Below are 14,003 nucleotides of genomic sequence, written 5' to 3'. Positions count from 1 at the left end.
GTCACTTCACTCGCTGAGCTCGATCATGTTGTAGACCTCGTCCTGCACCGGGCTCGCCGGGTAGGACGTCACGCGCTGGTCGAACGCGAGCGTCGGCACCGGGTTCGCCAGCGGAACGCCGGGGATGAACTCCGCGATCTGCTCGTTGACGTCTTCGTATGCCGGCGTCTGCTCCTCCTCGGTCGCGAACCCGCGCGCCTCGGTCAGAGCCGAGAACAGCTCCTCGTTCTCGAAGCCCCACTCGTTCGAGGCCGCACCGAAGAAGGTGCCCACGAAGTTGTCGGGGTCGTTGTAGTCGCCGGTCCATCCGAGGAGGTGGATGCCGTGATCCGACCCACCCTGGATGAGGTCGAGGTACTCGCCCCACTCGTTCGAGACCGGGTTCAGCACGATGCCGACGGCCTCGAGCTGCGACTGCAGGTTGGTGAAGATCTGCTCGGGGTTCGGCATGTAGGGCCGCGAGATGTTGACCGGGTAGTTGAAGGTCAGCGTCAGCGGGTTGGCCTCGGTGTAGCCGGCTTCGGCAAGGAGCGTCTTGGCGGCGTCGGGGTCGTAGTCGTAGGTCGTGACCGCGTCGTTGAAGCCGATCACGCTGTCGGGCATGAACTGGCTGGCAACGCTCGTACCTTCGGGCAGTACCTGGGTGACCAGCTGCTCCTTGTCGATCGCCTGGGTGATCGCCTGACGCACGCGGATGTCGGCGAGAGCGGGATCTGCCTGGTTCATCGCGAGGTAGAGGATGTTGAACGGGTCGCGGTTGACCAGCATGTACCCGGCCTCTTCGAGAGCGCCGAGGTCGGCCGGGGCGACGAGGTCGTATCCGTCGATCGAGCCGGATTCGAGCGCCTGACGGCGTGCGGTGGTGTCGCCGATCACACGGAAGATGACTTCCTGCACCTGACCCTGCTCGCCCCAGTACTCGGGGTAGGCCGTGACGGTGGTCTGCTCGCCGGGCGCGGCCGAATCGAACTGGAACGGCCCGGTGCCGGTGGGGTGCGCGGTCGCGTACTCGCTCTGAGTCGGTGCCTCTTCGGTGCCGCCGACGTTGTCGGCGTCGTACTCCTCGAGTGCCGTGGGGCTCTGCATCGCGAAGGACGGCAGCGACAGGGCCGGAATGAAGCCCGCGTAGGGCTGGGTGAGCGTGATGACCGCTTCGGTGGGGCTGGATGCTTCGCAGCCTCCGTAGATCGACGTGCCGGTGTCGGCGTAGCCGCGCATCAGCTTGCCCCAGTAGTACGACAGGCTCTCGCTCTGCGCGAGGCCGGTGAAGTTGTTCTGCCGGTCGAAGTTGAAGCAGACCGCCTCGGCGTTGAATTCCGATCCGTCGTGGAACGTCACGCCTTCCTTGAGCTGGAACGTGTACGAGAGTCCGTCGTCAGACACCTCCCAGCTCTCGGCGAGGAGGGGGGCGGGGTCTGCGGTGCCGGGCTCGACGCCGACCAGTCCCTCGAAGATCTGGCGCGAGACGCGGAACGACTCGCCGTCGTTGGCGAAGGCGGGGTCGAGGCTGGAGGGCTCGCCGGACGCGCCGAAGATGAACGTCGAGTCGACCTCGCTCTCGGTCGCCGTTCCGCCGTCGTCGTCTCGCTGACTCGTGCACGCGGAGAGGGCCAGAGACCCGATCGCGATCGCTGCGGCGCCGACGGCAATGCGTCGTCTCATCGTGTGTGCCATGTGCGTGTGCACCTTCCGTTGTGAGGAATGGGGCTGGACGATGACGCGGTCACGTCGTCGTGCCATCCGGTTCTACCGATCCTCAGACCGTACCCGGGATCGCGCGGCGACCGGATTGCCCCTGTGTATCGATCGTGTTTCGGCGCACCGGCTAGCGTGGGAGCGTGGCCAGGGCGAGCGTGGAGAATGACGAACTGGGGCGCACGCGCCTCAGCGACGGCACGATCGCCCGCATCGTGCCCTCGGCCTTCGCCTCGGGGTTCGAACTCGACGTCGACGGCACGCCGCAGTCGCACGTCGACCTCGACGATCCGACGCACCTGCACTTCGAATACATCGCCCGCATGGGCGCGGTGATCGACCAGCTCAAGCTGCCGGGGCAGCCGCTGACGGCGGTGCACCTCGGCGCCGGCGCGCTGACGATCCCGCGCTACATCGAGGCCACGCGCCCCGGATCGCGTCAGCAGGTGGTCGAACTCGAGCTGCCGCTCGTCGACCTCGTGCGCGAGCACCTGCCGCTGCCGCGGAACGCCTCGATGCGGGTGCGCATCGGCGACGCGCGGGCGGTCACCGCCAAGCTCCCCGCCGGCCTGACAGGCGTCGTCGATCTGCTCGTCTGCGATGTGTTCGCCGGCGCCCAGACGCCCGCGCACCTCACGACGGTCGAGTTCTACCGCGAGGCCGTGCGCCTCCTCGCCCCCGACGGCGTGCTCCTGGTGAACGTCGCCGACGGCGCAGGCCTCGCGTTCGCGCGCCGCCAGGTCGCCACTGTCCGGGAGGTGCTCGCGCACGTGATCGTGCTCGCCGAGGTGCAGGTGCTCAAGGGTCGGCGGTTCGGCAACCTCGTGGTCGCCGCATCCGCCTCTCCCCTCCCCGTGGAGTGGCTGCCGCGACTCATGGCGGCGGGGCCGCATCCCGCGAAAGTGGCCCAGGAATCCGAGCTCGACCAGTTCATCCGGGGGGCGAGACCGGCGACGGATGCGGACGCCACACCCTCGCCGAAGCCCCTCCCCTCGCTCTTCGACCGGTGACGACGGCGCGCCTCGCAAGGCTCTTCGGACAGTGACGCAGACTGTCTGAGCGGCCTGCACGGGCGGAGAGGAGTCGCAGTGAGCTACATCCACGGGTACGACCCCGAAACGCTCCGAGAAATCGTCGATCTCGCGGAATGCCGCGAACGACTCGACGAGATCGGGGTGCAGCGCAGTCTGCCCGCACTCCTCGAGCGGGTGTGGCTTCTGAAGGTGCTCGACCGACTCGACGAAGCCCTTGTGATCTCGGACCAGTCGGTGCGCGTGGCTCGCATGGGCGGCACCCGGAAAGACCTGTTGCGCGCGCGCATTCTGCACGCGACGATCCTGCAGAACCGCGGCGCTTCGGCCGCCGCGCTGCAGGAGCTCACGATGTGCGCCGAAGAGGCCGAGGGCCAGGGCTGGTCGAGCATCGCCGCCTTCGCCTACCAACACCGCGGCAAGACCTCGTACGACGCCGAAGACTACGAATCGGCCCGCACCGACTTCAAGCGCGCGCTCTTCCTCCGACAGGATTCGGGAGCAGCCGACGAACAGCTCGAAGCGACACTGTTGGCGATCGACGCCGCGGACCGGCGACGAGCTCGGACCACCGTCGCCAGCTGACGTGCCCGTGATCGAGGCGCCTCACGCGCCGTGTCGCACGTATGTTCTATTGTCGCGAGCATGACCGAACCACAGCGTGTGCGCATCTGGGCTGAGGCGCTCATCGCCCTCCACCTCGACACGTCGTGGTCGTTCGGCTTCGACAACGCCAAACGGCGCGCGGGGCTCTGCGACTTCGCACGCAAACGCATCTCGGTGTCGCGGTATCTGTCGGCGCGCTACGACGACGAGACGAACCACCAGACGCTCCTCCACGAGGTCGCGCACGCCCTCGCCGGCCCGAGCGCCGGCCACGGCCCGCAGTGGAAGGCGGTCGCGCATCGCCTGGGCTATGTCGGCGGCACCACGCACCGCGGCGAGACGGCGTCAGAGCTCGCCCCGTGGGTGGGCGTCTGCCCGGCCGGTCACACGGTCTACCGTCACCGCCGTGCGACCCGCGCCACGTCGTGCGCGATCTGCGCGCCGCGGTTCGACCCGCGCCACCTTCTCGAGTGGTCGCGGCGCGAGATCACCCCTGCCGCACGTCTTGCTGCGCGCACTCCCCGCTGACGGACACCGGTGAGTTCGGGAGAAGATGAAGCATGCGCATCCTCTTGAAGCTCGTCATCGACTGCGATGCCGATGCCGCGTGGCGAGCACTTCACTCCCCCACCGCCGTCGCTGAGCTGTACGGCCCGCTCATGCAGATGGAGCCGCTGGCCGAGCCTCCGACCAGGTTCGAGACCGGTACCGACGCACCGATGAGCCTGAGCGTCGCAGGTGTCGTTCCGATGGGGAGCCAGCTCATCTCGGTGTCTGATCGAGAGACCATGGATGCGGCGGGGCAGCGCGTGCGCATCTTCCGTGACAGCGGCATGCCACTGACCGGTCCCCTTGCCCTCCTCGACGTGTGGGACCACCAGATGGCGGTCTCGCCCGCGCCCGGCGACCCCACGCGCACCCTCTGGCGCGACCGCCTGGTGATCGGCGGCCGCGCGGCTCCGCTCCTCTGGCCGACGCTCTGGGCCGCATGGCAGTGGCGCGGTGCACGCCTCCGCGCCGTCGCCCCGACCTGGGCGCACGACCCCGAGCTTTCTGATCCGAACCGTTCCGACCCCGTGCCGTAGGAACTCGCAGCCCCTGCGCCTTTCCCGGCGCCGTAGCGCGCCACATCCCCCAGCCCTCCACCGCGGCTTCCGGTGCAGGGGAGATCTCGACCGCCCCGCCCCGCAACGGGACCGCATCGGCAGGCGCGCTTTTTGTTAGGGTCCCCCCATGGCAGCTGGCGAAACACACGGTTTGGGCTACTGGGCGGGTCAGATCATCGCGTGCGCCGTGCTCGGCGCCGGCGCCATCGCCGGTGGAATCGTCATCATCGCCGTGAGCGGGACCGGGGAAAGTGAAGCCGGGGTCGGGGAAGGGGTGGTGTCGATCATCGTCGGCATCGCGTTCCTCGTCACCCTGGTCTGGGTGGTGCGGAAATGGGTGACGTCCTCCAAAGAGCAACGGGCTGTCTACGCCTGGGCGATCATGCAGCAACAGGGCGCCCGGAGAAACGCCTCGCCGGCCATGAACGACGCACGCGCGATGAGTATCGCGGCCGCGGCACGCGACGGCGAACTCACCGCGGCCGACATCGCCAACCTCCAAGCTCTCCGGCCCGAGGTCCCCTTCCCGGGCACCCACCCCTCCGAGCCCTGATCCTCGACCCGCCCAGCGGAGCGAAGCCCGGTGGCCGTTACTCGGCGAGCGCGGCCACCGGCGCGACCCGCGTAGCCAAGCGGGTGGGGACGACCGCTGCGACCAGGGTGAGCACAGCCGTCGCTCCGATCACGGCCACGACGGGCCAGAGCGGCACGGCGGGGAGCACGAACGTCGGCGCCGCCCAGTTCGGTGGCATCGCCACCGAGCCGAGGAGTGACTGGGCACCGGCCCACCCGTAGGCGATCCCGAGGACGAGCCCCGTGACGAGCGAGGCGATCGTCACGTGCGCGGCTTCGAGCAGCACCATGCGGCGCACCTGGGCGTTCGACATTCCGAGGGCCCGCAGCAGCCCCAGCTCACGACGCCGCTGCACCACGCCGATCGTGAGGAGGTTCACGAGCCCCACGGCGGCGATCACGGCGCTGACCGCGACGAGGGCCATCATGATCGCCGAGAAGGTGTCGAGCAGCCCGACGATATCGCTCACCGGTTGCCCGTCGGCCGACGCCACGATGAAGGCTTTGACGCTCTCGAGGGCGACGGCGAACATGGTCACGAGCGTGACCCCCATCACCACCCCGATCGCCATACGCGACGAGCGTTCCGGGTAGCGCAGCGCATTCTCAGCGGCGAGCCGTGCGGTCGCTGATCCGCCGAACAGGCGGCCGACCAGACGGAGCACCGGCGGCATGACGAGCGTCGCCCCGAGGGTGAGGCCCGTGAACGAGAGGATGCCGCCGACGAACGCGATCGCGACACCCAGCGGCGACACCAGGCCGACGACGATGCCCCCCGCCAAGAAGAGGGCCCCGGCCACGAAGAGCACGATCGCCCCGACGTTGCGCCGGGTTCGGCCCACGACCGACTCGTGGGTCACCTCGACCGATCCTCCGAGGGCCTGCAACGGCGTCACGGCCAGCACGCGCCGCGAGCCCGCCCATGCCGCAGCCCACGTCGTCAGGGCGACCACGACCGCCGGAATCAGCAGCGCCGGCTGAACGATGGTCGCCCCCACGTTCTCGAGGGTCAGCCCCAGGGTCCGCACCGCGACGTCTGCGCCGACCACCGACAGGACGGTGCCCGCCACCAGCCCGATCAGCGCGCCGATCGCCCCGACGATGAGACCCTGCCGCGCGACCTTCGAGCGCTCCGCGGTCGCCGACGCCCCGATGAGTCGCAGGAGCGCGATCTGACGGGTGCGACCGGCCACCACCGTGGCGAAGGTGTTCGCCGTCACGATCGCCGCGACGTACACGGCGACGCCGACCAGCAGCACGGTGAGGAAGCTCAGAATGAAGGCGAGCAGGCCGCTGTCGCCGAGGTAGGGGTCGGATCTCATGACGAGCGCGAGGAACGACGTCACCGACATCAGCACGACCGCGAACGCGCTCGAGAGGGCGGCGACCAGGATGCTGGCGCCCATGCCGCGTTCGCGAAGCCAGGCCAAGGGGCGAGCAGACGCGGCGGGCCGCAGCATCCGCTCTTCTGCCTCGACAACGGAAGCGGCATCGACGGCGGTCATGATGCCACCTCGGCCGACAGGGCGCTCTCGGTCTCGAGCATGTACCGGGCGATCTGCTCGGCGGTCTGACGCGGCTTGTCGGCCACGATCCGCCCGTCGCCGAGGAAGAGCACGCGGTCGGCGTGCGAGGCGGCGAGCGGGTCGTGCGTGACCATCGCGATCGACTGCCCGTGCTCCCGGCTCGCGGTCGCGAGGAGCCCGAGCACCTCACGGCCCGACCGCGAGTCGAGGTTGCCCGTGGGCTCGTCGGCGAAGACCAGGTCGGGCGCCGTGGCGAGCGCACGGGCGATCGCCACGCGCTGCTGCTGCCCCCCGCTGAGCTGGTGCGGACGGTGCGTGAGCCGGGCGGTCAGGCCGAGGGTCTCGACGAGCCCGTCGATGCGGGCGCGCTCGAGCACCGACGGACGCCGCCCGTCGAGGTCGAAGGGGAGCAGGATGTTGCCGATGGCGTCGAGGGTCGGCACGAGGTTGAACGCCTGGAAGACGAACCCGACGCGGCGACGACGCAGGAGCGTCAGTTCGAGGTCGCCGAGGCCGGTGATCTCGGTGTCACCGATCCAGGCGCGTCCGGAGGTCGGCGCATCGAGCCCGGCCATGACATGCATGAGCGTCGACTTGCCGGAGCCGGAGGGACCCATGATCGCGGTGAATTCGCCGCGGCGGATTCCGACCGAGACGCCGTCGAGGGCGCGGACGGCGTTCTCGCCGCCGCCGTAAGACTTGGTGAGTTGCTGGACCCGGGCCGCGAGGCCGAGGTCGGTCGAAGTGATTTCCATACTCCGACGCTACGAACGGGCCCCCGTCGCCCGCGTCGCCCGAGAGGCGCATTCCGCGTACATCCCGAGGATGACGTGCCGAACCCGGCGGGGATCAGGCGAGGCCGTGTTCGAAGGCGAACACGACCAGCTGCACGCGGTCGCGGAGCGAGAGCTTCGCGAGGATGCGACTGATGTGCGTCTTCACGGTGGCCTCGGAGAGGAATTCCCGGGCGGCGATCTCGGCGTTGCTGAGGCCCCGGGCCGCGAGCGCGAAGATCTCCCGTTCGCGGTCGGTGAGGGTCGTGTAGCTCGGCGGCACCGGGGTCGGCGCGGGCGTCGTCGCGGCGAACAGATCGCGAGTCGCCGAGGCCGCGATGACCGCGGAACCGAAGTGCACCGTGCGGATCGCGGCGAGCAAGAACTCGGGATCGGCGTCTTTCAAGAGGAACCCGCTGGCCCCCTGACGGATCGCACGGGCCGCCGCCTCGTCGAGGTCGAAGGTCGTCAGCATGACGATGCGGGGCGGCCCCGCAGAAGCCTCGTCAACGGGGTCGGCGAGGATCGCGGCGGTCGCGGCGAGGCCGTCCATCCGCGGCATCCGGATGTCCATGAGCACCACGTCGGGCCGGGTCGACCGAATGACCTCGACGCCCTCGGCCCCGTCTGACGCCTCGCCGACCACCTCTAGGTCGGCCTGCGAATCGACGAGCATGCGGATGCCCGCGCGGAACAGCCCCTGGTCGTCGACCAGGACGACGCGGATCGGCGCGCTCACTCGGCCACCGCCACGGGGATCGTCGCCCGCACGACGAAATCGGCCCCCTCGGCCCCCGCATCGAGCCGACCGCCGACGAGCTGCGCGCGTTCGCGCATGCCGATGAGGCCGTGCCCGCCGGGCGCGGGCGCGGCGGAGCGGCCGTTCGAGACCACCACCTCGACCCGGGTGGGCAGCCAGGCCAACCGCACCGAGACGGTGCCGCCGTCGCCGTGCCGGAGCGCGTTCGTCAGCGCCTCCTGCAGAATCCGATAGACGGCGAGCTGCACCGACGCGGGAGCCTCCCCCGACGGGGCGGGGTCGACGTCGACGCGCAGTTCGACGCCGGCGGCCCGCACCCGGGCGTAGAGACCCTCGACATCGGCGAGGGTGGGCTGCGGCCCCGGCCCCTCGCTGTGGCGCAACTGCGTGAGCAGCAGGCGCACGTCGGCGAGCGCGGCGCGGGCCGTGGTCGAGATGGTGCCCAGCGCTGTGGATGCGGCGGTGGGGTCGGATGCTGCGGCGTACCGCGCGCCGTCGGCCTGGGCGATGACGACCGTCAGAGAGTGCGCCACGACGTCGTGCATGTCTCGGGCGATCCGCACCCGCTCCTGCTCTGCGGCGGCCTGCGCCTCGGCGAGCCCGCGGGCGAGTTGCGTCTCGCGCCCGCGCAGCACGGTGCGCACCAGTGCACCCGAGACCCACGACAGCCCGAGGGCGAACAGGGCGGCCGCGAGCACCACGAGAGCGATCGAGAGGTCGGCGAGATCGGTGATGTCGACGGAGCTCACCACGGTGAAGAGGTAGACCGTGATGACCAGCGAGCCGCCCACAGCAGAGGCGAACCCCCACCAGAACACGCGACGCGATCCGTATGCGGCGGTGGCGTACAGCACGGCGAAGATCGCGACATCGGTCGGACGGGGTCCGATCAGAAGCAGCATCTGCACGATCGCCCCGAGCCAGGCCACCGCGAGCGACAGTCCCGGAGAAAGCCGTCGGATCGCGAGTGCGCCGGTGAGAGGGATCACCATCGCCGCCACTTGCCACGCGCTGACCTGCTCGTAGTTGACCGTCCACAGTTCCAGCGGGAGGGCGATCATCGCGAAGAGCACGGCGATGGCGGCGTCGACGACGATCTGGTACGGGCGGAGGTGGCGGAACATCGGTTTCACGGTACGCGTCGGGGCGGCCCTCAGCATCCGTCTGGCGATGTAGATCCGACCGCTCCGGGCGATCCGTCATTGTGACGACGGCCGAGGTGCGATAGGGATGGCAGTGCGGACGAGCACCACCCGGATCAACTCGGAGGTAGCAGTGACGAGAGTACGAGCGGCGATCACCCAGACGACGTGGACCGGCGACAAAGACTCGATGCTCGACAAGCACGAGAAATTCGCGAGGGATGCGGCCGCAGACGGCGCGCAAGTGGTCTGCTTCCAAGAGCTGTTCTACGGGCCCTACTTCGGCATCACGCAGGACAAGAAGTACTACGACTACGCCGAGTCGGCGGACGGTCCGATCGTGCAGCGCTTCGCCGGCCTCGCCCGCGAGCTCGGCACGGTGCTCGTGCTCCCGATCTACGAGGAGGCGCAGACCGGCGTGTACTACAACACCTCTGTGCTGGTCGACGCCGATGGCACGATCCTCGGCAAATACCGCAAGCACCATCTGCCGCACCTCGACCGGTTCTGGGAGAAGTTCTACTTCCGCCCCGGAAACCTCGGCTACCCCGTCTTCGACTCCGCCGTCGGGCGCATCGGAATGTACATCTGCTACGACCGGCACTTCCCCGAGGGGTGGCGCGAACTCGGACTCAACGACGCCCACATGGTCTTCAACCCGAACGCCACCAAGCCCGGGCTGTCGAACCGCCTGTGGGAGGTGGAGGGGCCGGCTGCCGCCGTGGCGAACGGCTACTTCGTGCTGCAGCCCAACCGCGTCGGGCGCGAAGACAACGAGTACGGCGAGCAGGCGGTCGACTTCTACGGCACGAGCCAGGTGATAGACCCGCGCGGCAACTTCGTCGGCGAGCGCGGATCGAGCGAGCACGAGGAAGTACTCGTGCGTGATCTCGACCTCGACCTCGTTCGAGAGATGCGCGACGACTGGCAGTTCTATCGAGATCGTCGCCCCGACTCCTACACCGGGATCGCAGCACCGTGACCGGCGCGGGGAAGACCCTCATCCGCGGCGGGACCGTCGTCACCGCGACCGGGTCGAGCCTGGCCGACGTGCTCGTCGACGGCGAGACGATCGCCGCCGTGCTGGCCCCGGGGTCAGCGCTCCTCGGCTTCGACGTCGCGGCGAACGTCGACACCGTGATCGACGCGACGGGCAAGTACGTCATCCCCGGCGGGATCGATGCGCACACCCACATGGAGCTGCCCTTCGGGGGCACGAACGCCTCCGACACCTTCGAGACGGGCACGCGTGCCGCCGCCTGGGGCGGCACGACCACGATCGTCGACTTCGCCGTGCAGAAGACCGGCGAGCGCGTGCAAGACGGCCTCGCCGCCTGGCACGAGAAGGCCGCGGGCAACTGCGCGATCGACTACGGGTTCCACCAGATCATCGGCGGGGTCGACGACGCGTCGCTGCGGGCCATGGACTCGCTCGTCGACGAGGGCATCACGAGCTTCAAGCTCTTCATGGCCTACCCCGGGGTCTTCTACTCCGACGACGGCCAGATCCTCCGGGCGATGCAGAAGTCGGCCGAGACCGGCCTGCTCACCATGATGCACGCCGAGAACGGGCCCGCCATCGACGTGCTGGCGGCCCAGCTCGCCGAAGCCGGAAAAGCCGCCCCGTACTACCACGGCATCGCGCGCGCCTGGCAGATGGAAGAAGAGGCCACGCACCGCGCGATCATGCTCGCGAACCTCACCGCTGCGCCGCTCTACGTCGTGCACGTCTCGGCCAAGCAGGCCGTCGATCAGCTCGCCTGGGCGCGCGACCAGGGGTGGAACGTCTTCGGCGAGACCTGCCCGCAGTACCTCTACCTCTCGCTCGAAGAGCAGCTCGGGGCCTTCAGCCAGGAGTGGGGCGCGTTCGAGGGCGCGAAATGGGTGTGCTCGACGCCGCTGCGGAGCCGCGCGGAGGGGCACCAGCACCACATGTGGCAGGCGCTGCGGACGAACGACGTGCAGATGGTCTCGACCGACCACTGCCCCTTCTGCATGAAGGGTCAGAAAGAGCTCGGGAAAGACGACTTCCGTGCCATCCCCAACGGCATCGGCTCGGTCGAACACCGCATGGACCTCATGTACCAGGGCGTCGTGACCGGGGAACTGACCCTCGAGCGCTGGGTGGAACTCACCAGCACGACCCCGGCCCGCATGTTCGGCATGTACGGAAAGAAGGGCGTGATCCAGCCGGGCGCCGATGCCGACATCGTCGTGTACGACCCGAACGGGCACACCTCGATCAGCGCAGCATCCCATCACATGAACATGGACCACTCCGCGTGGGAGGGGTTCGAGGTCGACGGGCACGTCGACACGGTGATGTCGAGAGGTCGAGTGATCGTCGACGACGGCACCTACCGCGGCGCCAAAGGCGACGGCCGCTTCGTCAAACGCGGCCTCAGCCAGTATCTGATCTAGGGGAGAACACATGGATTTCGGCGTCGTTCTGCAGACCAACCCGCCCGCCTCCCGCGTCATCCATCTCTCGCAGCTGGCCGAAGCGCACGGCTTCTCGCACGTGTGGACCTTCGACTCCCACCTGCTGTGGGAGGAGCCCTACGTGATCTATTCGGCGATCCTGGCGACCACGCGGCGCGTGACGGTCGGGCCACTGGTCACGAACCCCGCCACCCGCGATTGGACGGTGACGGCGTCGATCTTCGCCACCCTCAACGAGATGTACGGCAACCGCACCATCTGCGGCATCGGTCGCGGCGACTCGGCCGTGCGCGTCACCAACGGTCGCCCGTCGACGATGAGCGAACTGCGCGAGTCGATCCACGTCATCCGCGAGCTCGCGAACTCCCGACCGGTCGAGTACAAGGGCGCGACCCTGCAGTTCCCGTGGAGCCGCGGCTCCGAGCTCGACGTCTGGGTCGCCGCCTATGGGCCCATGGCGCTGAAGCTCACGGGCGAAGTCGCCGACGGCTTCATCCTGCAGCTCGCCGACGTCGACATCGCCGCCTGGATGATCAAGACGGTGCGGGATGCTGCGGCTGCCGCGGGCCGCGACCCCGACGCGATCGCGTTCTGCGTCGCCGCGCCCATGTACATCGGCACCGACCGGGCGCACATGATCGATCAGGTGCGCTGGTTCGGCGGGATGGTCGGCAACCACGTCGCCGACATCGTCGCGAAGTACGGCCCTTCGACAGGCTCAGGGACCGGCGAGGTGCCCGAAGCGCTGACCGAGTACATCGCCGGACGCCAGGGATACGACTACAACTCGCACGGCAGAGCCGGCAACGACCACGTCGACTTCGTGCCAGACGAGATCATCGAGCGCTTCTGCATCCTCGGCACGGCCGAGGAGCACATCGCGAAGCTCGAACAGCTCCGTGCGCTCGGGGTGACGCAGTTCGCGGGCTACCTGCAGCACGACAACAAGGAAGAGACGCTGCGGGTCTACGGCGAGAAGGTCATTCCCGCCCTTCACGAGCACGTGACGGCGAAAGCATGAGCAACAGCGCGAACGATCTCGACGCCCGAGCGAAAGAACTCGACCGGGCGCACGTCTTCCACTCCTGGTCGGCGCAGGCGACGCTCGACCCGATGGTCATCGCGGGCGGGTCGGGAACGACCGTGTGGGATCACGCGGGCACCCGCTACCTCGATTTCTCGAGCCAGCTCGTGAACGTGAACATCGGCCACCAGCATCCGGCCGTCGTCCGCGCCATTCACGCGCAGGCCGAAACCCTCACGACGATCGGTCCGGCGACGGCGAACCTCGCCCGCGGCGAGGCCGCCCGCCGCATCGTCGATCGAGCGCCCGACGGTTTCGGCAAGGTCTTCTTCACCAACGGCGGCGCAGACGCGAACGAGAACGCCATCCGACTCGCGCGCCTGCACACCGGGCGCGACACCGTGCTGTCGACCTACCGCTCGTACCACGGCAACACGGGCGCCGCGATCGTCTCGACGGGTGACTGGCGCCGCATCCCGAACCAGTACGCGCGCGGTCACGTGCACTTCTTCGGCCCGTACCTCTACCGCACGGAGTTCTGGGCGACCACGCCCGAAGAGGAGTCGGAGCGGGCGCTGCGTCACCTCGAACGGGTCATCCAGGCCGAGGGACCCGCCACGATCGCCGCGATCCTCCTCGAGACGATCCCCGGCACCGCCGGGGTTCTCGTGCCACCGCCCGGCTATCTGTCGGGGGTGCGTGCCCTGGCCGACAGATACGGCATCGTCCTGATCCTCGACGAGGTGATGGCCGGCTTTGGTCGGACGGGGCGGTGGTTCGCCTTCGACGGCTACGACGTCGTGCCCGATCTCATCACCTTCGCGAAAGGCGTCAACTCCGGCTACGTACCGGTGGGCGGTGTGATCATCTCCGACGCGATCGCTGCGCCGTTCGACGAGCAGGTCTTCCCCGGCGGACTCACCTACAGCGGTCACCCCCTCGCGGCGGCCTCGATCGTCGGCGCGCTCGACGCGATGGCCGATGAGGGCATCGTCGATCACGCCGCCCGCATCGGAACCGAGGCAATCGGTCCGGCATTGCACGCGCTCGCGGACCGGCACGAGGTGATCGGGGAAGTCCGAGGCGAGGGGGTCTTCTGGGCGCTCGAGCTCGTCGCCGACCGCGCCACCCGGGAGCCCCTCCCAGGTGCCGCGATGGCGCAGCTGAAAAAGGGCCTCGTCTCACGGGGGCTGCTGCCGTTCGTCTCCGAGAACCGCATCCACGTCGTGCCTCCGTGCGTGGTCACCGCCGACGAGGTCTCGCAAGCATCCGCCATCTACGACGAGGCGTTCACCGACCTCGCCCGCGCTCGCTGATGAGCGCCC

14 protein-coding genes are annotated in these 14,003 nt (G+C 69.0%); 9 read left to right on the top strand and 5 right to left on the bottom strand.

Features of this window, described 5'->3' with window-relative positions:
* Nucleotides 1-6 precede the first annotated feature (6 nt).
* The gene (locus ACFXQA_RS13630) at nt 7-1,674 is read right to left on the bottom strand and encodes an ABC transporter substrate-binding protein (RefSeq protein WP_394520424.1); all 1,668 of its coding nucleotides are present in this window, start codon (nt 1,672-1,674) and stop codon (nt 7-9) included.
* A gap of 164 nt (nt 1,675-1,838) precedes the next feature.
* Here ACFXQA_RS13630 and ACFXQA_RS13625 point away from each other — a divergent pair, with 164 nt between their 5' ends.
* From ACFXQA_RS13625 to ACFXQA_RS13605, 5 genes are all read left to right on the top strand, one after another.
* Nucleotides 1,839-2,705 (top strand): spermidine synthase, encoded by an 867-nt coding sequence (locus tag ACFXQA_RS13625; RefSeq protein WP_394520423.1) that lies wholly within the window; start codon nt 1,839-1,841, stop codon nt 2,703-2,705.
* Between the two features lie 78 nt (nt 2,706-2,783).
* A complete protein-coding gene (locus tag ACFXQA_RS13620; RefSeq protein WP_394520422.1) occupies nt 2,784-3,311 on the top strand; it encodes a hypothetical protein in 528 nt (175 codons plus the stop codon).
* A 60-nt stretch (nt 3,312-3,371) separates the two neighbouring features.
* Nucleotides 3,372-3,860 (top strand): SprT-like domain-containing protein, encoded by a 489-nt coding sequence (locus ACFXQA_RS13615; RefSeq protein WP_394520421.1) that lies wholly within the window; start codon nt 3,372-3,374, stop codon nt 3,858-3,860.
* Between the two features lie 32 nt (nt 3,861-3,892).
* A complete protein-coding gene (locus ACFXQA_RS13610; protein WP_394520420.1) occupies nt 3,893-4,417 on the top strand; it encodes a hypothetical protein in 525 nt (174 codons plus the stop codon).
* Nucleotides 4,418-4,565: 148 nt separating this feature from the next.
* On the top strand, nt 4,566-4,991 hold the full coding sequence (locus tag ACFXQA_RS13605; RefSeq protein ID WP_394520419.1) for a hypothetical protein: 426 nt from the start codon (nt 4,566-4,568) through the stop codon (nt 4,989-4,991).
* Nucleotides 4,992-5,028: 37 nt separating this feature from the next.
* On the opposite strand, the gene ACFXQA_RS13600 is transcribed toward ACFXQA_RS13605, so the two are convergent.
* The 4 genes from ACFXQA_RS13600 to ACFXQA_RS13585 all read right to left on the bottom strand — a co-directional run bounded on the left by ACFXQA_RS13600 (nt 5,029) and on the right by ACFXQA_RS13585 (nt 9,194).
* Complete coding sequence (locus tag ACFXQA_RS13600; RefSeq protein ID WP_394520418.1) at nt 5,029-6,516, bottom strand: ABC transporter permease; 1,488 nt, start codon at nt 6,514-6,516, stop codon at nt 5,029-5,031.
* Nucleotides 6,513-7,292, bottom strand: a complete 780-nt coding sequence (locus ACFXQA_RS13595) for an ABC transporter ATP-binding protein (RefSeq protein ID WP_394520417.1) — start codon at nt 7,290-7,292, stop codon at nt 6,513-6,515. Before ACFXQA_RS13595 ends, ACFXQA_RS13600 begins: the two co-directional genes overlap by 4 nt.
* A gap of 94 nt (nt 7,293-7,386) precedes the next feature.
* Nucleotides 7,387-8,049 (bottom strand): response regulator, encoded by a 663-nt coding sequence (locus tag ACFXQA_RS13590; protein ID WP_394520416.1) that lies wholly within the window; start codon nt 8,047-8,049, stop codon nt 7,387-7,389.
* Nucleotides 8,046-9,194 carry a sensor histidine kinase gene (locus tag ACFXQA_RS13585; protein ID WP_394520415.1) on the bottom strand — a complete coding sequence of 383 codons (1,149 nt, stop codon included), beginning with the start codon at nt 9,192-9,194 and terminating at the stop codon, nt 8,046-8,048. The genes ACFXQA_RS13590 and ACFXQA_RS13585 overlap by 4 nt, the downstream gene beginning before the upstream one ends.
* A 151-nt stretch (nt 9,195-9,345) precedes the next feature.
* Between ACFXQA_RS13585 and ACFXQA_RS13580 the strand changes: the two genes are divergently transcribed.
* The 4 genes from ACFXQA_RS13580 to ACFXQA_RS13565 are packed head-to-tail and all read left to right on the top strand — an operon-like array spanning nt 9,346 to nt 13,994.
* Nucleotides 9,346-10,194, top strand: a complete 849-nt coding sequence (locus ACFXQA_RS13580) for a nitrilase-related carbon-nitrogen hydrolase (protein WP_394520414.1) — start codon at nt 9,346-9,348, stop codon at nt 10,192-10,194.
* Nucleotides 10,191-11,633, top strand: coding sequence for a dihydropyrimidinase (gene hydA, locus ACFXQA_RS13575; RefSeq protein WP_394520413.1), 1,443 nt, complete (start codon nt 10,191-10,193; stop codon nt 11,631-11,633). The genes ACFXQA_RS13580 and hydA overlap by 4 nt, the downstream gene beginning before the upstream one ends.
* A 10-nt stretch (nt 11,634-11,643) precedes the next feature.
* Entirely contained in the window at nt 11,644-12,675 is a 1,032-nt protein-coding gene (locus ACFXQA_RS13570) for a TIGR03842 family LLM class F420-dependent oxidoreductase (RefSeq protein WP_394520412.1), read from the top strand.
* Nucleotides 12,672-13,994: an aspartate aminotransferase family protein gene (locus ACFXQA_RS13565; RefSeq protein ID WP_394520411.1), complete on the top strand. Its 1,323-nt coding sequence runs from the start codon at nt 12,672-12,674 to the stop codon at nt 13,992-13,994. The genes ACFXQA_RS13570 and ACFXQA_RS13565 overlap by 4 nt, the downstream gene beginning before the upstream one ends.
* The last annotated feature ends 9 nt before the right edge of the window (nt 13,995-14,003 follow it).

Origin of the sequence: Microbacterium shimangi, assembly GCF_043556445.1 — a bacterium.
Lineage (GTDB): Bacteria > Actinomycetota > Actinomycetes > Actinomycetales > Microbacteriaceae > Microbacterium.
Note: the sequence above shows the minus strand (reverse complement) of the source record. Positions and strands in the feature narration are given on the sequence as shown.

What these genes read in the sequence shown, in the direction of transcription:
- ACFXQA_RS13630 (WP_394520424.1), bottom strand. Translation starts at nt 1,674, where the DNA reads ATGGCACACACGATGAGACGACGCATTGCCGTCGGCGCCGCAGCGATC.
- ACFXQA_RS13615 (WP_394520421.1), top strand. Translation starts at nt 3,372, where the DNA reads ATGACCGAACCACAGCGTGTGCGCATCTGGGCTGAGGCGCTCATCGCC.
- ACFXQA_RS13610 (WP_394520420.1), top strand. Translation starts at nt 3,893, where the DNA reads ATGCGCATCCTCTTGAAGCTCGTCATCGACTGCGATGCCGATGCCGCG.
- ACFXQA_RS13605 (WP_394520419.1), top strand. Translation starts at nt 4,566, where the DNA reads ATGGCAGCTGGCGAAACACACGGTTTGGGCTACTGGGCGGGTCAGATC.
- ACFXQA_RS13600 (WP_394520418.1), bottom strand. Translation starts at nt 6,516, where the DNA reads ATGACCGCCGTCGATGCCGCTTCCGTTGTCGAGGCAGAAGAGCGGATG.
- ACFXQA_RS13595 (WP_394520417.1), bottom strand. Translation starts at nt 7,292, where the DNA reads ATGGAAATCACTTCGACCGACCTCGGCCTCGCGGCCCGGGTCCAGCAA.
- ACFXQA_RS13585 (WP_394520415.1), bottom strand. Translation starts at nt 9,194, where the DNA reads ATGTTCCGCCACCTCCGCCCGTACCAGATCGTCGTCGACGCCGCCATC.
- ACFXQA_RS13570 (WP_394520412.1), top strand. Translation starts at nt 11,644, where the DNA reads ATGGATTTCGGCGTCGTTCTGCAGACCAACCCGCCCGCCTCCCGCGTC.
- ACFXQA_RS13565 (WP_394520411.1), top strand. Translation starts at nt 12,672, where the DNA reads ATGAGCAACAGCGCGAACGATCTCGACGCCCGAGCGAAAGAACTCGAC.